Here is an 18,891-nt window from a genome sequence, read left to right on the forward strand (position 1 = left end):
CGGACCCCTTCGCTAGATTGCCGGTATGCCCCTCCGCGCCGTCCTGTGGGACCTCGACGACACCCTCTTCGACTACACCGGATCGGACCGGGCCGGTGTCCTGCGGCACCTGCGGACCGAGGGCCTCCTCGACGCGTACGGCGGCGAGGAAGCGGCCCTGGAGCGCTGGCGGACGGCCATGGAGACCGAGTTCGCCCGCTTCCTCGCCGGCGAGGTGGGCTTTCTCGATCACCGCAGAGGCCGGGCCCGGACGTTCCTGGGGACCCCGCTCTCCGACACCGAGGCGGACGCCTGGTTCGGCCGGTACATCGCGCACTACGAGGCGTCCTGGACCCTCTTCCCGGACTCCGCGCCCGCACTGGCGGCCCTGGCCCCCTTGGTACGGCAGGCGGTGCTGTCCAACGCCACCACCGCCAACCAGGAGCGCAAGCTGGCCGCCCTGGGGATCCGTACCTGCTTCGAGGCGGTCTTCTGCTCCGACGAGCTGGGGTGCGCCAAGCCCGCCGCGGAGGCGTTCACCGGCGCCTGTCAGGCGCTCGGCCTAACTCCCGCCGAGGTCGTGTACATCGGCGACAAGCTCGACATCGACGCGCTGGGCGCCCGGGACGCCGGGCTGACGGCCGTATGGCTGGACCGTGCGGGCACCGGCGAGGAGCTGCCCGCGGGGGTGCGTCGGATCGCGAGCCTGGCGGAGCTCCCCGAGCTGTTGCGCGGAGTTATCGGTTTTGGTGCGCCGTCCACGATCAGGTAATGTTCTTCCTGCGCCGCCCGAGAGGGCCGAGAGGCCCGGCCGGGAGGCGCAGTCAAAATAAGACCCCCCACGGGGGGTTGCGCTTTGATGGCCTATGGTGTAATTGGCAGCACGACTGATTCTGGTTCAGTTAGTCTAGGTTCGAGTCCTGGTAGGCCAGCTCGCAGAGCTTATCTGCAAAGCCCCCGTTGTGTAGCGGCCTAGCACGCTGCCCTCTCAAGGCAGTAGCGCCGGTTCGAATCCGGTCGGGGGTACAGATCCTTCCCAGGGAGACAGTCCGGGTCGCACCCACTGTCACTCACGGAGACAAACATCCGGCTTCCGCCGGGTGGGGATCGCTAGGGCCCCCGTTGTGTAGCGGCCTAGCACGCCGCCCTCTCAAGGCGGTAGCGCCGGTTCGAATCCGGTCGGGGGTACTGGTCTAAACCACCATGGGCTATGGTGTAATTGGCAGCACGAGTGATTCTGGTTCATTTAGTCTAGGTTCGAGTCCTGGTAGCCCAGCGCGGAGCATCCTCGTGAAGCTCCCAACTGCAAGAAGACTTGCCCCCGTTGTGTAGCGGCCTAGCACGCCGCCCTCTCAAGGCGGTAGCGCCGGTTCGAATCCGGTCGGGGGTACAAGACGGAGAAGGCCCCCCGCATCATGCGGGGGGCCTTTTCGTGTCAACTGCCGTGCGCATGGCGCCGGTTGGGCGCCGCCCGGCCTTGTTCACAACACCCGAGCCGGCCGGGGCTGGTGCGGATGTCCCCCTTCGCCCACGGAGCGGGTGCGGTGATCCTGCGGTCCCGGTGGCGGCAGTCCCTCGCGCAGGTAGTTCCTGATCATGGCCGTCGCCCCCCGCTGCGCTCGCTCGGCTCCGCCGGTCGCCCACCCCTTGCGCCTCCGATTGGGGAGTGTCACTATCTAAAGGTGGATAGCGACGCTATCCGATGTCGGAAGGGGGCTGCCATGAGCGGCAAGCCGGTACAGGGGCGGATGACGGCGGACGGTGACCGGGAGGTGGTGGTCTTCCTCATCGGGATGCGCTTCAACAGCTGGCGTGCGGTGCGCAGTTGGCTGCCGGTGTTCCTCGCCATGCCGCGCATGATCAAGGAGCTGGCCCGGGATCCGGACAGCGGGATGATCGGCTACCGGCTGCTGCCCGGACTGCCGAGGCACTTCGCCGTCCTCCAGTACTGGGACTCGAAGGAGAAGCTGTTCGCCTACGCCGCGGACCAGGGCGGCGAGCACCGCCCGGCCTGGGCGGCGTTCAACCGGCGGGTGCGGGAGGGGCGGAACAAGGTCGGCTTCTGGCACGAGACCTATGCCGTCCCGGCGGGCTCGTACGAGAGCATCTACGTCAATATGCCGGCGTACGGGCTGGGGGAGGCCCTGGGGACGGTGCCGGTCGGCCGCCGCGGGGAGCGGGCCGCGGACCGGATGGCGGCCTGAGCGCGTGGGGCGGCCCTGTGTGGAGTGTCTGCACGGGGCCGCCCCTTCGCGTCGTGACCGCGGCCGACGGCGGCCCCTGCCCCGGCTTGTCCCGTAGCGGGGTGCTCGGCCGGTGCGCGGTCTTTTTCGGCGTCGCGACCGCAGCCGACGGCGGTCCCTGCCCTGCCCCGCCCCGTAACGGGGTGCTCAGCCGGTGCGCCGCAGGCCCTCGGAAAGGCGGGCTGCCGCGTCGATGACCGCCTGGGCGTGCATCCGGCCCGGGTGGCGGGTCAGCCGCTCGATCGGACCGGAGACCGATACGGCGGCCACCACGCGGTTCGAGGGGCCGCGCACGGGGGCGGAGACCGAGGCCACGCCCGGCTCGCGCTCGCCGATCGACTGGGCCCAGCCCCGGCGCCGTACGCCGGACAGCGCGGTGGCCGTGAAGCGCGCACCCTGGAGGCCGCGGTGCAGTCGCTCGGGCTCCTCCCAGGCCATCAGGATCTGGGCGGCCGAGCCCGCCTTCATGGGCAGCGTGGAGCCGACCGGGACGGTGTCCCGCAGTCCGGACAGCCGCTCGGCCGCCGCCACGCAGATCCGCATATCGCCCTGCCGGCGATAGAGCTGGGCGCTCTCGCCGGTCACATCGCGCAGGTGGGTGAGTACCGGGCCCGCCGTGGCCAGCAGGCGGTCCTCACCGGCCGCCGCGGCCAGCTCGGAGAGCCGCGGGCCCAGGATGAACCGGCCCTGCATGTCCCTCGCCACCATCCGGTGGTGTTCCAGTGCCACGGCCAGCCGGTGGGCCGTGGGTCGTGCGAGCCCTGTCGCCGCGACCAGCCCGGCGAGGGTGGCCGGACCGGACTCCAGGGCACTCAAAACCAGAGCTGCCTTGTCGAGAACGCCGACGCCGCTAGAGTTGTCCATGCAACGATACTCGCGTCTCACACTGTGAAACGCAAGTTCAATTTTCCAGGGAAGTCGTCAATCTGTAGGTGTGGCCCTCGACCAGGGCCCGGCGTACGGCCCGGCAAGGGGATTTCTGCGGGCATCGCGCACGGACGAGGAAAGGCCGGCAATGCGGCCGGTCGGAGGGAAAGCGATGGGACGGACACTCGCGGAGAAGGTCTGGGACGACCATGTCGTCCGGCGCGCGGAAGGCGAGCCCGACCTCCTCTTCATCGATCTGCACCTGCTGCACGAGGTCACCAGCCCGCAGGCGTTCGACGGCCTCCGCAAGGCCGGCCGCCAGGTGCGCCGGACGGACCTGACCATCGCCACCGAGGATCACAACACCCCGACCCTCGACATCGACAAGCCGATCGCCGACCCGGTCTCCCGCACCCAGCTGGAGACGCTGCGCAAGAACTGCGCGGAGTTCGGGGTCCGGCTGCACCCGCTGGGCGATGTCGAGCAGGGCGTTGTCCACGTCGTGGGACCGCAGTTGGGACTGACCCAGCCCGGCACCACCGTGGTCTGCGGTGACAGCCACACCTCCACCCACGGCGCCTTCGGCGCGCTGGCGTTCGGCATCGGCACCAGCCAGGTCGAGCATGTGCTGGCCACCCAGACGCTGCCGCTGGCCCCCTTCAAGACCATGGCGATCACCGTCGACGGTGAGCTGCCGGACGGCGTCACCGCCAAGGACCTGATCCTGGCGATCATCGCCCGGATCGGCACCGGCGGCGGCCAGGGCTACGTCCTGGAATACCGCGGTTCGGCCATCGAGAAGCTGTCGATGGAAGCCCGGATGACCATCTGCAACATGTCGATCGAGGCGGGTGCCCGGGCCGGCATGATCGCCCCGGACGAGACCACCTTCGCCTACCTGCGCGGCCGCGACCACTCCCCGCAGGGCGCGGACTGGGACGCGGCGGTCGAGTACTGGAAGACGCTGCGCACCGACGACGACGCGGTCTTCGACGCCGAGGTGCACATCGACGCCTCCGCGCTCGCGCCGTTCGTCACCTGGGGCACCAACCCCGGCCAGGGCGCGCCGCTTTCGGCGAGCGTCCCCGACCCGGCTTCGTACGAGGACGCCTCGGAGCGCTTCGCCGCCGAAAAGGCCCTGGAGTACATGGGGTTGACGGCGGGTCAGCCGCTGCGGGACATCAAGGTGGACACCGTCTTCGTAGGTTCGTGCACCAACGGCCGTATCGAGGACCTGCGGTCCGCGGCCGGGATCCTGGAAGGCCGCAAGGTCGCCGACGGCGTACGGATGCTGATCGTCCCCGGCTCGGTCCGGGTCTCCCTGGAGGCCGTCGCCGAGGGTCTGGACAAGGTCTTCACCGCGGCGGGCGCCGAATGGCGGCACGCGGGCTGCTCGATGTGTCTGGGTATGAACCCCGACCAGCTGGCGCCCGGTGAGCGCTCCGCGTCCACCTCCAACCGCAACTTCGAGGGCCGGCAGGGCAAGGGCGGTCGTACGCACCTGGTCTCGCCGCAGGTCGCCGCCGCAACGGCGGTTCTCGGCCATCTGGCCTCACCGGCCGATCTGTCCGACGTCGCCGTCGCCACGCCCGCGGGAGTCTGAACCATGGAAGCTTTCACCACCCACACCGGCCGGGCCGTCCCGCTGCGCCGCAGCAACGTCGACACCGACCAGATCATCCCGGCCCACTGGCTGAAGAAGGTCACCCGCGACGGCTTCGAGGACGGGCTGTTCGAGGCCTGGCGCAAGGACCCGCAGTTCGTCCTCAACCAGGAGCAGTACAAGGGCGCCACGGTGCTGGTCGCCGGCCCCGACTTCGGTACCGGCTCCTCGCGTGAGCACGCCGTCTGGGCGCTGCAGAACTACGGCTTCAAGGCCGTCATCTCCTCGCGCTTCGCGGACATCTTCCGGGGCAACTCCCTCAAGAACGGGCTGCTGACGGTGGTGCTGCCGCAGGAGACCGTCGACCGGCTCCAGACGCTGCTGGAGAACGACCCGGCCGCCGAGGTGACGGTGGACCTGGTCGGCAGGCAGGTGCGTGCCGAGGGTGTCACCGCCGACTTCGAGCTGGACGAGAACGCCCGTTGGCGCCTGCTGGAGGGGCTGGACGACATCAGTCTCACCCTTCGGGAGGAGTCCTCCATCGTGGAGTACGAGGCGAACCGGCCGTCGTTCAAGCCGCGTACCATCGAGGTCTGACCTCGGGTTTTATGGCTCAAAGCTATATTGCGTACGATGCGCCCCCTGTGCAGTTGGCAGGGGGCGCATCGTCGTGTCGAGGCGGCTGTTGAGGCCCCGTGAAGCGACAACTCGCCGCAGATGGCACAATTAGCGCATGGAACGCGACGACCAACTCGAGCTCTACGGTCTCGTCGCCGACCGGCTCAAGGACGCACATACAAGAGTGCGGACACTGCAAGTCCCGGAGGGCGTACGGATGGCGCTGACCCGGAAGCTGCTCGTCATCACGGCCGCGGCTAAACACGATCTTGCGGACGCGGCAAGGCGTCTGGAGTGCTTCATGGCTGACCTCGACGAAGGTCGTTATCCCGAAGATGTGCACGCGGACGGAAGTCCGTGAAGGTCGAGTTCGTTGCGGCACAAGGGTGATTAGCCCGTTTCGTGTTTGATTTGCGGTATATATCTGCCTAACGTGCGAAAAAGCTTGGAAACTTTCGTTCCAGCAATGTCTCCGAAGGGGAAGACGTGAACAAGGCGCAGCTCGTAGAAGCCATTGCCGACAAGCTCGGCGGCCGCCAGAACGCCGCGGACGCGGTGGACGCCGTACTGGACGCAATCGTCCGTTCAGTTGTCTCCGGCGACCGTGTTTCGGTCACCGGATTCGGCTCGTTCGAGAAGGTTGACCGCCCGGCCCGCTACGCCCGCAACCCGCAGACGGGTGAGCGCGTGCGGGTCAAGAAGACCTCGGTGCCGCGCTTCCGCGCCGGTCAGGGCTTCAAGGACCTGGTGAGCGGCTCGAAGAAGCTCCCCAAGGGTGGCGAGGTCTCCGTCAAGAAGGCGCCCAAGGGCAGCCTCACCGGCGGTGCCGCCATCAAGAAGGCTGCCGCGAAGAAGGCCACCGCCAAGAAGGCCGCCGCCAAGAAGACGACGGCGAAGAAGGCAGCGGCGAAGAAGACCACCGCGGCGAAGAAGACCACCGCGAAGAAGACGACGGCGAAGAAGGCTCCCGCCACGAAGGCCGCCGCCAAGAAGACCACGGCGAAGAAGACCACCGCGAAGAAGGCGACGGCGAAGAAGACCGCGCCCGCGAAGAAGACGACGGCGAAGAAGGCCCCCGCGAAGAAGGCCACGGCACGCAAGACCACCGCCAAGAAGACCACCGCCCGCAAGCGGTAATTCGGCAGCGGCGACGCCACGCGTGGGGCCGGTCTCCCTTCGGGGAGCCCGGCCCGCGGTGCGTCCGGCACCGGCCGGCCAGGGGTCGCAGGGCCTTTCCGCTGGCCCTACGGGCGGCCGAAGGGGCCCGGGACCTCCTCGTCTAGGCTCTCTCCCATGCAGGCCACCGCGTATACGTACGACTCCGAGACCCGCTCCGGCAGTGTGCTGCTGGACGACGGCACCCCGCTCCCCTTCGACGCGGCGGCCTTCGACGCCGGCGGCCTGCTGCTGCTGCGGCCCGGTCAGCGGGTCCGGATCGAGCTCACCGGCGCAGGGGACGACCGCAGGATCGTCCTGATCACGCTCCAGACGCTCTGACCTGCGGCGGCGGCAGCCGCTTCGACCCCTCCGGCGCGGCCGCCCCCGCCACGAGCCGCGGCGCCTGGAGCGCCGTGTGCGGGCCCACGCCCAGCGCCAGCGCGGCCAGCAGATCCTCGCCGGTGTCCACGTCCCGGCGTACCGACGGGGCCTTCGCTCCGGTGATCTCCCGCGCTCCGGACGCCAGGTGACGGGCCCGCGACGCGCCTCCGAATGCCGGTTCCAATTCCCGGCCGGAAGTCGCGGTCAGAAGTGTTGTCCCGATATCCGCCGCATCCGCGAGAAATGCACGGGGAAATTGCGAAGCGGAATGGAGCACCAGTTCCAGCTCGGCGGGGCGCAGCGCGGGCAGATCGGCGTTCAGCGCGGCGACCGGCGCGCCCGGACGACGCGCCCGGACCACGCCCGCTCCATGGGCCAGCGCCGCGTTGAGCCCGCGGGCCGGTGTGTCGGGCACGATCCGCGCGCCCAGCGCCGCCAGCCGCTCAGCGGCCAGCCGGTCATCCGTGACAACCGCCACATCCCGGACGTTCTCGCAGGCCAGCGCCGCTGTCACGGTGTCGAGGGCGAACGCCAGGGCCAGCCGGGGCCGGAACTCCTCGCCCGCGGCCCGGGAGAGCCTGCTCTTGGCCCGCACCAGCGGCTTCAGCGGCACCACCAGGCTCCAGCCCACATCCGCTCCGTCTCGTCGCATCGGCGTCATTCTCACCTGCCGCCGCCGCTCTCCGGGAGCGTCGGGGTTACGGTGTCCTCGACATAGCGGGTACCTGGGGCGACACTTGTGCGGCTGCCGGCCCGCAGCAGCTTCGCAGGTCCCACAAGGAGGGTGTCCCAGTGTCCCGCCGCAGAATCGGCTTCTGGTACCGCTTGGCCGCGGTCATCTGCAAACCGCCGCTCCTGGTTCTGTTCAAGCGGGACTGGCAGGGAATGGAGCACATTCCGGCCGACGGCGGATTTATCACCGCGGTCAACCACAACTCGTATCTCGATCCGCTCTCCTATGCGCACTATCAGTACAACACCGGGCGCGTCCCCCGATTCCTCGCCAAGGCCGGACTCTTCAAGAGCGGCTTTGTCGGCCTGATGATGCGCGGCACCGGACAGATCCCCGTCTACCGGGAAACCACCGACGCCGCCAACGCGTTCCGCGCCGCCGTCACCGCCATCGAGAAGGGCGAATGCGTCGCCTTCTACCCCGAGGGCACCCTCACCCGCGACCCCGACCTGTGGCCCATGCAGGGCAAGACGGGTGCCGCGCGGGTGGCGCTGCTGACGAAGGCGCCGGTCATTCCCGTCGCGCAGTGGGGCGCCAACGACGCGATGCCGCCGTACGCCAAGGAGAAGAAGCTCCGGCTCCTCCCGCGCAAGACGCTGCGGGTGCAGGCGGGACCGCCGGTCGACCTGAGCGCCTTCTACGACCGGGAACCGACCGCCGAGGTGCTGCGGGCCGCCACCGACGTCATCATGACCGCGATCACCGAGCAGCTGGCCGTCGTCCGCGGTGAGCCCGCGCCGGCCGAACCCTACGACTGGCGCAAGGCGATCGCCCGGGAGCGCCGCGCCGCCCGGGCAGTCGCCAAGGCCACCCAGGGCGCCGGAACGGCCCCGGCCCCCGACGAACCGGCCGCCGCCACCGAACCGGCCGTCGGCCCGCAGCAGGCCCGAAGCACCCAGCAGGCACAGGAGGATGAAAGCAAGTGACGCGCTGCGCCGTCTACGGCACGGGGTCCTGGGGCACCGCCTTCGCGATGGTGCTCGCCGACGCGGGATGTGAGGTGACCCTGTGGGGGCGCCGCGCGGCCCTGGTCGACGCCATCAACAGCGGCCGTACGAACCCCGACTACCTGCCGGGGGTCGAGCTGCCCGCGTCCGTACGGGCCACCACCGACCCGGCGGAAGCGGCGCGCGGTGCGGAGTTCGCCGTGCTGGCCGTCCCCGCCCAGACGCTGCGCGGCAATCTCGCCGAATGGGCGCCCCTGCTGCCCGCCGACACGGTCCTGGTCTCCCTGATGAAGGGCGTCGAACTGGGCACGGCCAAGCGCATGAGCGAGGTCATCGAGGAGGTCGCCAAGGTGCCCGCGGAGCGGGTCGCGGTGCTGACCGGCCCCAACCTCGCCAAGGAGGTCGCAGCGAGGCAGCCCGCCACCGCGGTCGTGGCCTGCGCCGACGAGGCGGTCGCCCGGCGCTTCCAGGCCGCCTGCCACACCTCGTACTTCCGCCCGTACACCAACACCGACGTGGTGGGCTGTGAACTGGGCGGCGCGGTCAAGAACGTCATCGCGCTCGCCGTCGGCATCGCCACCGGGATGGGCCTGGGCGACAACGCCAAGGCGTCGCTGATCACCCGCGGTCTCGCCGAGACCACCCGGCTCGGCCTCGCCATGGGAGCCGACGCGCACACCTTCGCCGGCCTGGCCGGTATGGGCGACCTGGTCGCCACCTGCTCCTCGCCGCTGTCGCGCAACAACACCTTCGGCACCAACCTCGGCCGGGGGATGACGCTCCAGGAGACCATCGCGGTCACCAAGCAGACCGCCGAGGGCGTCAAGTCCTGCGAATCCGTGCTGGATCTGGCCCGCAGGCACGGTGTCGACATGCCGCTCACCGAGACGGTCGTGGAGATCGTCCACGAGGGCAAGCCGCCGATGGTCGCCCTCAAGGACCTGATGTCGCGCAGCGCCAAGTCCGAGCGGCACTGAAAACGGTACGGAATGTGGCGGTCCGGCGCCGTTCGCCCGGGTGCCCGTCACCCACGGTGCCCGGGCACGACGCCACCAACGGCCGCCGCAGCACTGACTCCGTGCCGGTCAGCAGGTACCCTCAACCCGATATGAGCAGCGAGACCTCCCACCACAAGCCCCGCGTCGCCGTCGTGTTCGGCGGCCGCAGCTCCGAGCACGCCATCTCCGTGCTCACGGCCGGCGCCGTGCTGCGCGCCATCGACCGCGAGAAGTACGACGTGCTGCCCATCGGCATCACCACGGACGGCCGCTGGGCGCTGACCGCCGACGACCCCGAGCGGATGGCCATCGCGGACCGGCAGCTGCCCACCGTGGCCGCGCTCACCGAGTCCGCCGAGGGCGCCGTGGTGCTCCCCGTCGACCCGACCAACCGCGAGGTCGTCTACAGCGAGCCGGGCTCGGTGCCCAAGGCGCTCGGCGAGGTCGACGTCGTCTTCCCCGTCCTGCACGGCCCCTACGGGGAGGACGGCACCCTCCAGGGTCTGCTGGAGCTCTCCGGCGTGCCCTACGTCGGTTCGGGCGTGCTCGCCTCCGCCGTCGGCCAGGACAAGGACTACATGAAGCGGGTGTTCACCTCCTTCGGGCTGCCGGTCGGCCCGTACGAGGTCATCCGCCCGCGGGAGTGGGAAAACGATCCGGCGGCCGCCCGCCGGAAGATCGTGGACTTCGCCGCCGAGCACGGCTGGCCGCTCTTCGTGAAGCCCGCGCGGGCCGGCTCGTCCATGGGCATCACCAAGGTCGACGACCTCGGCGGCCTGGACGAGGCGATCGAGGAGGCCCGCCGGCACGACCCCAAGATCCTCGTGGAGTCGCTGCTGCGCGGCCGCGAGATCGAGTGCGGGGTGCTGGAGTTCGAGGACGGCCCGCGGGCCAGCGTGCCGGCCGAGATCCCGCCGGTCACCGCGCACGACTTCTACGACTTCGAGGCCAAGTACATCGACTCGGCCGACGGGATCGTGCCGGCGCCGCTGACCGCCGAGCAGACCGCGAAGGTCCAGGAACTGGCGGTCGCGGCCTTCGACGCGGCGTCCTGCGAGGGCCTGGTGCGCGCGGACTTCTTCCTCCAGGACAACGGCGAGTTCGTGATCAACGAGATCAACACGCTGCCCGGATTCACGCCCATCTCGATGTACCCGCGGATGTGGCAGGAGAGCGGAGTGAGCTACCCGGAGCTGATCGACCGGCTGCTCCAGGCCGCGCTGCACCGCTCCACGGGACTGCGCTGAGCCGGGCCGGTTCCCGGGGCCGGTTCCGGCCTGCCCCGGCGGACCGGACGCCGGACGCCCACACCCCTTAGACCCCTACGGGAACGGTCTTCTTCACGGCGCCCGCGAGGTCGGTGAGCGCATCGACCTCGGGGGCGTACTTCCCCGGCACGGTCACCTCGACATAGGCCTTGCGCAGCACGGTCGTGAAGCGATATCCGTCGTCCTGCTTCTCGAAGAGCCATCGGACCCCGTTGACTTCCGCCGCGTCGGCGTAGGGGTTGTAATGTTCACTCCCGTGCGTCAGGACGTCGGGCTTCGGTACCCCGCAGCGCAGTTTCACGGCAGGATCGCCCCACATGGCAGTGAAGTCGGAGACCGGCTCGGCGGTGGCCCGCTTCAGCCCGTCCACGGTCTGCGGCAACTTCCCGTGGAGCGCCGTGCAGTACCGCGCAGCCGCACCCTTGGGGGAGGGGACGGCCACGTCCTCGGAAGGGGAACAGCTCACCGCGGCGAACAGCACGGTGAGCGCGGGCAGGGCCAGGTGCCGGCGGCGCGCAGAGATCACCCGGCCGAGGATACGGGGAGCTAGAGATGCACGACCGGGCAGGTAAGGGTGCGGGTGATGCCTTCCACTTGCTGGACCTTCGCGACCACCATGCGGCCCAGCTCGTCGACGGTGCCGGCCTCGGCGCGCACGATGACGTCATAGGGCCCGGTCACGTCCTCGGCCTGCAGCACGCCGTGGATCTTGGAGATCACCTCAGCTACCGCCGAGGCCTTGCCGACCTCGGTCTGGATCAGGATGTAGGCCTGTACCACGGAACCTCCAGGGCGGCTACGAGGATCATGTGGGAAGAAGGGACGCCACGGTACCGCGTCACCGTGCGGAGCGGGGAGACCCGCGCGGTGAACTCGGCAAGTGCGGCACAGTCGTCAGCCACGTACGGACCGTCCGTACACATGGGAAGGGCAACAGCATGAAGGGCACCGTGGGCGAGCTGGGGGAGTTCGGGCTGATCAGGGAGCTCACCTCCCGGCTCACCTCCACTCCGGCCGTACGGATCGGGCCGGGTGACGACGCCGCGGTGGTCACCGCGCCGGACCGGAGGGTGGTCGCCAGCACCGACATCCTCCTGGAAGGCCGGCACTTCAGGCGCGACTGGTCCACCGCCTACGACGTCGGCCGCAAGGCCGCCGCGCAGAACCTCGCCGACATCGCGGCGATGGGCGCGGTGCCCACCGCGATCCTGCTCGGCCTGGTCGTCCCCGCGGACCTCCCCGCGACCTGGCCGACCGAGCTGATGGACGGGCTGCGCGACGAATGCCAGGTGGCGGGCGCCGCGGTGGTGGGCGGGGACGTCGTACGCGGCGAGACCATCACCGTCGCCATCACCGCGCTCGGCGATCTGCGCAACCAGGAGCCGGTCACCCGGGCCGGTGCCCAGCCCGGTGACGTGGTCGCGGTGACCGGCTGGCTCGGCTGGTCCGCCGCCGGGCACGCCGTCCTCTCCCGCGGTTTCCGTTCCCCGCGCGCCTTCGTGGAGGCCCACCGCCGCCCCGAGCCGCCGTACCACGCGGGCCCCGCGGCGGCCGGACTCGGCGCCACCGCCATGACCGACGTCAGCGACGGGCTGGTCGCCGACCTCGGGCACATCGCCGAGGCCAGCAAGGTCCGGATCGATCTGCGGTCAGCGGGCATCGACATCCCCACGCAGATGTCCGACATCGGCACCGCCGTCGGCGTGGACCCGATGCAGTGGGTGCTCAACGGCGGTGAAGATCACGCGATCGTGGCCACCTTCCCGCCCGACGTGAAGCTGCCCGCCCGGTGGAAGGTCATCGGCGAGGTGCTCCACCCCTCCGCGCTGCCCCAGGTGACGGTGGACGGCGCCCCGTGGGTGAAGGCCGGCTGGGACCACTTCGGTGACAACGGGGACGCCGACTAGTGCGTGCGGGATACGGGCGGCCCGGTCCGGGCGCCCGCGGGACCGCGGGGTGCCGCCGAGTAGATTCGGCGGCATGCGCATACCTCCACGCGTCCTGACCGTCGCCGGCTCCGACTCCGGCGGCGGCGCGGGCATCCAGGCCGACCTGAAGACGATGCTGGCGCTCGGCACCCACGGCATGAGCGTGGTCACCGCCGTCACCGCGCAGAACTCCCTGGGCGTGCAGGGCGCGTGGGAGCTGCCCACCGAGGCCGTACGGGCCCAGTTCCGCAGCGTCGTCGACGACATCGGCGTGCAGGCGGTGAAGACCGGCATGCTCTCCTCGGCCGAACTCGTCGAAACCGTCGCCGAACTGCTCGCCGGCCTCCGGGTCCCGGTCGTCATCGACCCCGTAGGGGTCTCCAAGCACGGCGATGCGCTGCTCGCCGCCAGTGCGCTGGACGCGGTCCGCGGCGCCCTGCTGCCGACGGCCACCGTCGCCACCCCCAACCTGGACGAGGTCGCCCAGCTGACCGGCCTACGGGTCGAGGGGGAGGCCGATATGCGGCGGGCGGCCGCCGCGATCCTGGACTTCGGGCCGCGCTGGGCGCTCATCAAGGGCGGCCATCTGACGGCCGGCGACGGGCCCGGCGACAGCGCCGTCGATCTGCTCACCGACGGCACCGAGGAGCACTGGCTGCGCGCGCCCCGGCACGACAACCGGCACACCCACGGCACCGGCTGCACCCTCGCCAGCGCGCTGGCCGCGCAGCTCGCCAAGGGGGACACCGTCCCGCAGGCCGCCATGGCGGCGAAGGACTACGTCACCGGCGCCCTCGCGGCCGGCTTCCGGCTCGGCGCGGGCATCGGCCCCGTCGACCACGGCTGGCGCCTGCGCGGCGCGCACTGACCGGCTTCCCGGGTGCGGCCGTTCCCGGGATCGCACCCGTCCCCGGGAACGGCAAAAGCCGGCCCACCCGGAGGTGGACCGGCTTCACAAGCAACCGGCTGGGCTGCGCTACGGCTAAGACGTCAGCGCGAGACCTTGCCGGCCTTGATGCACGAGGTGCAGGCGTTCAGCTTCTTCGGCGTGCGCCCGATCACTGCACGCACCGTCTGGATGTTGGGGTTCCAACGACGGTTGGTGCGGCGATGCGAGTGCGAGACACTCTTGCCGAAGCCCGGCCCCTTGCCGCAGACGTCGCAGTTGGCAGCCACGGGTCACTCCAAAGACTTCAGATGCACTTACGGTGAAATCCCGACGAGCCGAGTGCATTGCCCGACCGGCACCGTCAGGAGAGGAATGGCCCGATTCTCATCGGGCAACCGGAGCAGCATACAACGACCGCTCCCGTAGAACGAAACTACCACGCACCCCCCGGCCCCCCGCCCCGGCCGCCCTGCCGGAGCGCGGCTACTGTGCGGTGCATCCCGTGACCCAGGAGGACGACGTGCCGTACCCGCTCGACGCCGCCGCGGTCCGCTCCTGGTGCGGGCTGGCTCTGGAGGCGCTCGGCCGGGAACGCGAGCGGATCGACGCCATCAACGTCTACCCGGTGGCCGACGGCGACACCGGCACCAACCTCTATCTGACGCTCGAATCGGCCGCCCGCGCGGTCGAGGCCGCCTTCGACGGGCACACCTCGGCCGGCACCGCTCCCTGCCTCGCCGACGCCATCGGCGCCATGGCCCACGGCGCGCTCATCGGGGCGCGCGGCAACTCCGGCACGATCGTGGCCCAGCTGCTGCGCGGGATGACGGAGGTGCTGGCGGCCGGCGACGGTTCGGCCGACGCGCTGCGGCAGGCGCTGCGCCGGGCCGCGGCATCGACGTACGAGGCCGTCGCCCACCCCGTGGAGGGCACCGTCCTGACGGTCGCGACCGCCGCCGCCGACGCCGCGGAGCGGGCTGACGGGGCCGGGGCGGCCGAGGTCGCCCGCGCCGCCCACGAGGGCGCCCGCACCGCGCTCCAGGCCACCCCGGGGCAGCTCGCGGTCCTCGGCCGGGCCGGTGTGGTCGACGCCGGCGGCTGCGGCCTGGTCGCGCTGCTGGGGGCGCTCGCCGACGCGCTGTCCGGGGAGGTCTCGGCGACCCCGGTCGCCGTACGGGCCGACGCCCCGCTCCCCGAGGCGGCCGGCTGCGCGGTCGCGGCGCGGGCGGCCACGGACGGCCGCGGCGACCCGGAGGGGCCCGCCTTCGAAGTGATCTACCTGCTGGAGGCCGAGGACGCGGCGGTGGCGCGGCTGCGGACCCGCCTCGACGGGCTCGGCGACTCCCTGGTGGTGGTCGGCGGCGACGGCCTGTGGAACGTCCATGTCCATGTCGACGACGCGGGCGCCGCGGTGGAGGCCGGCATCGAGGCGGGCCGTCCGTACCGCGTCCGCATCACGCACTTCGGCGGCGTCACCCGCGCCAAGGAGCCCGCCATGACGGCGCGGGCCGTGGTCGCGGTGGTAACGGGCGACGGGCTCGCCGGGCTGTGCGCGCAGGCCGGTGCGACACCGGTCGCCGTACGGCCCGGAGAGCCGCCCGCCAGCGGCGAACTGGTGCAGGCGATCCGGCAGGCCCGCGCCCGCGAGGTGATGCTGCTGCCGAACGACGCCGACCTGCGGCACACCGCGGCGGCCGCCGCCGAACAGGCCCGCACCGAAGGCGTACGGGTCGCGCTCATCCCCACCCGCTCCGCCGTCCAGGGCATCGCGGCGCTGGCCGTCCACGAACCGGGGCGCAGCTTCGACGAGGACGTGGTCGCGATGACCGCGGCCGCCGGCGCCACCCGCTACGCCGAGCTGGCCATCGCCGAGCGGCAGTCGTGGACGATGGCCGGGGTCTGCCAGGCCGGGGACGTGCTCGGCCTGATCGACGGCGATGTCGTGGTGATCGGCTCCGATCTCACCCGCATCGCGACGGCCGTGCTCGACCGGATGCTGTCCGCGGGCGGCGAGATGGTCACCCTGGTCCTCGGCGCGGACGCGCCCGACGGGCTCGCCGAGCGGCTGGAGCGGCATGTCCGCGCGCGCCATCTCGCCGTGGACACCGTCGTCTACGACGGCGGCCAGCGCGCGGCGCCGCTGCTCATCGGCGTGGAGTGAGCGCACCGGACCGGTGAGTGCACCGCGATTGTCACAGGCGTGGTGTGCAATGGATGCGTGGCAGCGCTCGACGAACCCCTGAAGAAAATCCTCGGTGGCACCACCGCGAAGGTGCTGGCCGAGCATCTCGACCTGCATACGGTCGGCGACCTGTTGCACCACTATCCGCGCCGCTATGCGGAGCGCGGCGAACTGACCCGCCTCGCCGACCTCCCGCTGGACGAGCACGTCACGGTCGTCGCGCAGGTCGCGGACGCCCGGGTGCTGAAATTCAACGGCGGCCGGGGCCAGCGCCTCGAAGTGACGCTCACCGACGGCAGCGGCCGGCTCCGGCTGGTCTTCTTCGGCAAGGGCATTCACAAGCCCCACAAGGACCTGCTCCCGGGGCGCCGCGCGATGTTCGCCGGCAAGGTCTCTGTCTTCAATCACAAACTCCAGCTCGCGCACCCCGAATACGAGCTCCTCGACCGCACGGCCGACGACGGGGATGACGCCGTCAGCGCCTTCGCCAACCAGCTCATGCCGATCTACCCGGCCTGCCAGCAGATGGCGTCCTGGAAGATCGCCAAGGCGGTCGACGCGGTGCTGCCCAGCGCGCAGGACGCCGTCGACCCGCTGCCGGAGGCGCTGCGCGACGGCCGGGCCCTCGTCCCGCTCACCGAGGCGCTGCTGAAGATCCATAGGCCGGCCACCAAGGCCGATATCGCCGATGCGCGGTCCCGGCTGAAGTGGGACGAGGCGTTCGTCCTCCAGGTGGCGCTGGCCCGGCGCCGCCGCGCCGAGACCCAACTCCCGGCGGTGGCAAGGCGGTTGGTCAAGGACGGCATCCTCGACGCGTTCGACGCCAAGCTGCCCTTCACGCTCACCGACGGCCAGCAGAAGGTCAGCCGGGAGATCTTCGACGACCTGGCGACCGAGCACCCCATGCACCGCCTCCTCCAGGGCGAGGTGGGCTCGGGCAAGGCGCAGCCCCTGGACGCCCTGGTACTGACGCCGCGCGGCTTCCGCCCCATGGGGGAGATGGCCGTCGGCACCGAAGTGGTGGTGCCCAGCGGCGACCTCGCCGTGGTGGACGGCGTCTTCCCGCAGGGGGAGCGGGAGGTGTGGCGGCTGGTGCTGTCCGACGGGAGCACCGTCGAGTGCGACGACGAGCATCTGTGGATCGTCGGGGACGGCACCGACCCGGAGCGGGTCCTGACCACGCGCGAGCTGCGCGGCGATCTGCTGGGCGCCGACGGCCGGCCCCGGTGGTCCATCGCTCCGGCGACCCCGGTGGATCTGGACGGTGGCGAGGCCCGGCCGCTCGACCCCTACGAGGTGGGGAGGGCGCTCGGTGACGACGGCGCCGCCCGCCCGGCGGACCGGGTCCCGGACGCCTGCCGCAACGCCCCCCTCAAGGACCGGCTGGCCGTGGTGCAGGGCCTGATGGACGCCGGGGGGCAGCCCGCGGGGGGCGCCGCGATGTACCGCGCGGCGGCCGCTCCCCTGGCCGGTGACCTCGCCTGGCTGGTGCGTTCCCTGGGCGGCCGTGCCCGGCTCCGCCCCGTACGGGACGGTGCGTACGACGTCCTGGTGGCGCTGCCGGAGGCGTATCCGCTCTTCCGCGACCGGGCCCCCGAGCGGGCGGTGCCGGGTGGGTCGGACGGGTCGGACGGACACCCGGAGGACGGCGCCGGCTTCCGCCGCACCATCGAGGCCATCGAGTACGTCGGCCGCAAACCCGTCCAGTGCATCAGCGTCGCGCACCCCGACCACGCCTATGTGACCGACCACTTCACCGTCACGCACAACACCATGGTCGCGCTGCGCGCCATGCTCGGTGTGGTCGACAGCGGCGGCCAGGCCGCGATGCTGGCGCCGACCGAGGTCCTGGCCCAGCAGCACCACCGCTCGATCACCGAGATGATGGGGGAGCTGGCCGAGGGCGGGATGCTCGGCGGCGCGGAGCGCGGCACCAAGGTGGTGCTGCTGACCGGCTCCATGGGTGCCGCCGCCCGCCGCCAGGCGCTGCTCGATCTGGTCACCGGCGAGGCAGGCATCGTCGTCGGCACCCATGCCCTGATCGAGGACAAGGTGCAGTTCCACGACCTGGGGCTGGTCGTCGTCGACGAACAGCACCGCTTCGGCGTCGAGCAGCGGGACGCCCTGCGCGGCAAGGGCAAACAGCCACCGCATCTGCTGGTGATGACGGCGACCCCGATTCCGCGCACGGTCGCCATGACCGTCTTCGGCGATCTGGAGACCTCCGTCCTGGACCAGCTCCCCGCCGGACGCTCGCCGATCGCCAGCCATGTGGTGCCCGCCAAGGACAAGCCGCATTTCCTGGCGCGCGCCTGGGAGCGGGTCCGCGAAGAGGTGGCGGCCGGGCACCAGGGCTATGTGGTCTGCCCCCGGATCGGCGACGAGGAGGACACGCCCAAGGGAGCGAAGAAGGGCGCGTCCGGCTCCAAGGGCGCGGCGGCCAAGGCGAGTTCACCGTCACCGGAGGACGTGGCGGAGAAGCGGCCGCCGCTCGCGGTGCTCGACATCGCCGACCAGCTCACCACCGGCCCGCTCGACGGCCTGCGGGTGGCGGTGCTGCACGGCCGGATGGCGCCGGACGACAAGGACGACGTGATGCGCCGGTTCGCGGCCGGTGAGCTGGATGTGCTGGTCGCGACGACCGTCATCGAGGTGGGTGTGAACGTCCCGAACGCCACCGCCATGGTGATCATGGACGCGGACCGCTTCGGCGTCTCCCAGCTGCACCAGCTGCGCGGCCGGGTCGGCCGTGGCGCGGCCCCCGGCCTGTGCCTGCTGGTCAGCGAGATGCCCGAGGCCAGCCCCGCCCGCGCCCGGCTCGCCGCCGTCGCCGGCACCCTCGACGGCTTCGAACTCTCCCGTATCGATCTGGAACAGCGCCGTGAGGGCGATGTCCTCGGCCAGGCGCAGTCCGGCGTCCGCTCCTCACTGCGGATGCTCGCGGTCATCGACGACGAGGAAGTGATCGCGGCCGCCCGCGACGAGGCCACCGAACTCGTCGCCGCCGACCCCGAGCTGGCCGGATATCCGGAGCTGCGGATCGCCCTGTCCGCCCTGCTGGACGACGAACGGGAGCAGTATCTGGATAAGGGATGAG

The 18,891-nt window shown here is 71.2% G+C and carries 19 protein-coding genes and 5 tRNA genes; 19 read left to right on the forward strand and 5 right to left on the reverse strand.

The genetic code is table 11. The features are described 5' to 3' along the window. The first annotated feature begins 25 nt into the window (after positions 1-25). From ACZ4XD_RS15875 to ACZ4XD_RS15905, 7 genes are all read left to right on the forward strand, one after another. Positions 26-751 (forward strand): HAD family hydrolase, encoded by a 726-nt coding sequence (locus ACZ4XD_RS15875; protein ID WP_468042459.1) that lies wholly within the window; start codon positions 26-28, stop codon positions 749-751. Positions 752-839: 88 nt separating this feature from the next. Beyond that, a tRNA-Gln gene (locus tag ACZ4XD_RS15880) sits at positions 840-911 on the forward strand. A gap of 21 nt (positions 912-932) precedes the next feature. Next, positions 933-1,005, forward strand: a tRNA-Glu gene (locus tag ACZ4XD_RS15885). An 89-nt stretch (positions 1,006-1,094) separates the two neighbouring features. After that, positions 1,095-1,167: transfer RNA gene (locus tag ACZ4XD_RS15890), tRNA-Glu, on the forward strand. 16 nt (positions 1,168-1,183) lie between these two features. Further along, a tRNA-Gln gene (locus ACZ4XD_RS15895) sits at positions 1,184-1,255 on the forward strand. Positions 1,256-1,296: 41 nt separating this feature from the next. After that, a tRNA-Glu gene (locus tag ACZ4XD_RS15900) sits at positions 1,297-1,369 on the forward strand. 331 nt (positions 1,370-1,700) lie between these two features. After that, complete coding sequence (locus tag ACZ4XD_RS15905) at positions 1,701-2,183, forward strand: DUF4188 domain-containing protein (RefSeq protein ID WP_468042461.1); 483 nt, start codon at positions 1,701-1,703, stop codon at positions 2,181-2,183. A 186-nt stretch (positions 2,184-2,369) separates the two neighbouring features. Here the strand turns inward: ACZ4XD_RS15905 and ndgR are convergent, their stop codons facing one another. Further along, on the reverse strand, positions 2,370-3,086 hold the full coding sequence (gene ndgR / locus ACZ4XD_RS15910; protein ID WP_026169203.1) for an IclR family transcriptional regulator NdgR: 717 nt from the start codon (positions 3,084-3,086) through the stop codon (positions 2,370-2,372). A gap of 175 nt (positions 3,087-3,261) precedes the next feature. Between ndgR and leuC the strand changes: the two genes are divergently transcribed. The 5 genes from leuC (at position 3,262) to ACZ4XD_RS15935 (ending at position 6,807) form a co-directional block, all read left to right on the forward strand. After that, positions 3,262-4,692: a 3-isopropylmalate dehydratase large subunit gene (leuC, locus tag ACZ4XD_RS15915; protein ID WP_468042464.1), complete on the forward strand. Its 1,431-nt coding sequence runs from the start codon at positions 3,262-3,264 to the stop codon at positions 4,690-4,692. Between the two features lie 3 nt (positions 4,693-4,695). Next, positions 4,696-5,289, forward strand: a complete 594-nt coding sequence (leuD, locus tag ACZ4XD_RS15920; protein WP_388185434.1) for a 3-isopropylmalate dehydratase small subunit — start codon at positions 4,696-4,698, stop codon at positions 5,287-5,289. 136 nt (positions 5,290-5,425) lie between these two features. Continuing rightward, on the forward strand, positions 5,426-5,671 hold the full coding sequence (locus tag ACZ4XD_RS15925) for an SCO5555 family protein (protein ID WP_042149253.1): 246 nt from the start codon (positions 5,426-5,428) through the stop codon (positions 5,669-5,671). A gap of 125 nt (positions 5,672-5,796) precedes the next feature. After that, the gene (locus ACZ4XD_RS15930; protein WP_085925187.1) at positions 5,797-6,447 is read left to right on the forward strand and encodes an HU family DNA-binding protein; all 651 of its coding nucleotides are present in this window, start codon (positions 5,797-5,799) and stop codon (positions 6,445-6,447) included. Between the two features lie 156 nt (positions 6,448-6,603). After that, positions 6,604-6,807, forward strand: coding sequence for a hypothetical protein (locus ACZ4XD_RS15935; RefSeq protein ID WP_468042467.1), 204 nt, complete (start codon positions 6,604-6,606; stop codon positions 6,805-6,807). Here ACZ4XD_RS15935 and cofC read toward each other — a convergent pair. Further along, positions 6,788-7,510 carry a 2-phospho-L-lactate guanylyltransferase gene (cofC, locus tag ACZ4XD_RS15940; protein WP_468042469.1) on the reverse strand — a complete coding sequence of 241 codons (723 nt, stop codon included), beginning with the start codon at positions 7,508-7,510 and terminating at the stop codon, positions 6,788-6,790. The two genes, ACZ4XD_RS15935 and cofC, sit on opposite strands and share 20 nt — an antisense overlap. Positions 7,511-7,641: 131 nt before the next feature. On the opposite strand from cofC, the gene ACZ4XD_RS15945 reads away from it, so the two are divergent. The 3 genes from ACZ4XD_RS15945 (at position 7,642) to ACZ4XD_RS15955 (ending at position 10,774) form a co-directional block, all read left to right on the forward strand. Further along, complete coding sequence (locus tag ACZ4XD_RS15945; protein WP_468042471.1) at positions 7,642-8,508, forward strand: lysophospholipid acyltransferase family protein; 867 nt, start codon at positions 7,642-7,644, stop codon at positions 8,506-8,508. Next, positions 8,505-9,506 carry an NAD(P)H-dependent glycerol-3-phosphate dehydrogenase gene (locus tag ACZ4XD_RS15950; RefSeq protein WP_042149267.1) on the forward strand — a complete coding sequence of 334 codons (1,002 nt, stop codon included), beginning with the start codon at positions 8,505-8,507 and terminating at the stop codon, positions 9,504-9,506. Before ACZ4XD_RS15945 ends, ACZ4XD_RS15950 begins: the two co-directional genes overlap by 4 nt. Positions 9,507-9,637: 131 nt before the next feature. Continuing rightward, the gene (locus ACZ4XD_RS15955) at positions 9,638-10,774 is read left to right on the forward strand and encodes a D-alanine--D-alanine ligase family protein (RefSeq protein WP_432142078.1); all 1,137 of its coding nucleotides are present in this window, start codon (positions 9,638-9,640) and stop codon (positions 10,772-10,774) included. 67 nt (positions 10,775-10,841) lie between these two features. Here the strand turns inward: ACZ4XD_RS15955 and ACZ4XD_RS15960 are convergent, their stop codons facing one another. Together ACZ4XD_RS15960 and ACZ4XD_RS15965 are read right to left on the reverse strand one after the other, a co-directional pair. Further along, positions 10,842-11,321, reverse strand: a complete 480-nt coding sequence (locus ACZ4XD_RS15960) for a DUF3515 domain-containing protein (RefSeq protein WP_468042474.1) — start codon at positions 11,319-11,321, stop codon at positions 10,842-10,844. Between the two features lie 20 nt (positions 11,322-11,341). Further along, entirely contained in the window at positions 11,342-11,575 is a 234-nt protein-coding gene (locus tag ACZ4XD_RS15965; RefSeq protein WP_235464431.1) for an Lrp/AsnC ligand binding domain-containing protein, read from the reverse strand. A gap of 158 nt (positions 11,576-11,733) precedes the next feature. Between ACZ4XD_RS15965 and ACZ4XD_RS15970 the strand changes: the two genes are divergently transcribed. Together ACZ4XD_RS15970 and thiD are read left to right on the forward strand one after the other, a co-directional pair. After that, on the forward strand, positions 11,734-12,702 hold the full coding sequence (locus tag ACZ4XD_RS15970) for a thiamine-phosphate kinase (RefSeq protein ID WP_042149279.1): 969 nt from the start codon (positions 11,734-11,736) through the stop codon (positions 12,700-12,702). A 73-nt stretch (positions 12,703-12,775) separates the two neighbouring features. Further along, positions 12,776-13,591 carry a bifunctional hydroxymethylpyrimidine kinase/phosphomethylpyrimidine kinase gene (thiD, locus tag ACZ4XD_RS15975; protein WP_468042476.1) on the forward strand — a complete coding sequence of 272 codons (816 nt, stop codon included), beginning with the start codon at positions 12,776-12,778 and terminating at the stop codon, positions 13,589-13,591. A gap of 122 nt (positions 13,592-13,713) precedes the next feature. On the opposite strand, the gene rpmB is transcribed toward thiD, so the two are convergent. Further along, positions 13,714-13,899, reverse strand: a complete 186-nt coding sequence (gene rpmB, locus ACZ4XD_RS15980; RefSeq protein WP_006602870.1) for a 50S ribosomal protein L28 — start codon at positions 13,897-13,899, stop codon at positions 13,714-13,716. A 215-nt stretch (positions 13,900-14,114) separates the two neighbouring features. Between rpmB and ACZ4XD_RS15985 the strand changes: the two genes are divergently transcribed. Continuing rightward, positions 14,115-15,773: a DAK2 domain-containing protein gene (locus ACZ4XD_RS15985; RefSeq protein WP_468042478.1), complete on the forward strand. Its 1,659-nt coding sequence runs from the start codon at positions 14,115-14,117 to the stop codon at positions 15,771-15,773. A gap of 57 nt (positions 15,774-15,830) precedes the next feature. Next, positions 15,831-18,890: a helicase-related protein gene (locus tag ACZ4XD_RS15990; RefSeq protein ID WP_468042480.1), complete on the forward strand. Its 3,060-nt coding sequence runs from the start codon at positions 15,831-15,833 to the stop codon at positions 18,888-18,890. Position 18,891 lies beyond the last annotated feature (1 nt).

It is taken from the genome of Streptomyces sp. NPDC029466 (assembly GCF_055574515.1).

Excerpts from the sequence above, each read along its gene's own strand:
- ACZ4XD_RS15875 (WP_468042459.1), top strand. The coding sequence starts at position 26 with ATGCCCCTCCGCGCCGTCCTGTGGGACCTCGACGACACCCTCTTCGAC.
- ACZ4XD_RS15905 (WP_468042461.1), top strand. The coding sequence starts at position 1,701 with ATGAGCGGCAAGCCGGTACAGGGGCGGATGACGGCGGACGGTGACCGG.
- ndgR (WP_026169203.1), bottom strand. The coding sequence starts at position 3,086 with ATGGACAACTCTAGCGGCGTCGGCGTTCTCGACAAGGCAGCTCTGGTT.
- leuC (WP_468042464.1), top strand. The coding sequence starts at position 3,262 with ATGGGACGGACACTCGCGGAGAAGGTCTGGGACGACCATGTCGTCCGG.
- leuD (WP_388185434.1), top strand. The coding sequence starts at position 4,696 with ATGGAAGCTTTCACCACCCACACCGGCCGGGCCGTCCCGCTGCGCCGC.
- ACZ4XD_RS15925 (WP_042149253.1), top strand. The coding sequence starts at position 5,426 with ATGGAACGCGACGACCAACTCGAGCTCTACGGTCTCGTCGCCGACCGG.
- ACZ4XD_RS15935 (WP_468042467.1), top strand. The coding sequence starts at position 6,604 with ATGCAGGCCACCGCGTATACGTACGACTCCGAGACCCGCTCCGGCAGT.
- cofC (WP_468042469.1), bottom strand. The coding sequence starts at position 7,510 with ATGACGCCGATGCGACGAGACGGAGCGGATGTGGGCTGGAGCCTGGTG.
- ACZ4XD_RS15955 (WP_432142078.1), top strand. The coding sequence starts at position 9,638 with ATGAGCAGCGAGACCTCCCACCACAAGCCCCGCGTCGCCGTCGTGTTC.
- ACZ4XD_RS15970 (WP_042149279.1), top strand. The coding sequence starts at position 11,734 with ATGAAGGGCACCGTGGGCGAGCTGGGGGAGTTCGGGCTGATCAGGGAG.
- thiD (WP_468042476.1), top strand. The coding sequence starts at position 12,776 with ATGCGCATACCTCCACGCGTCCTGACCGTCGCCGGCTCCGACTCCGGC.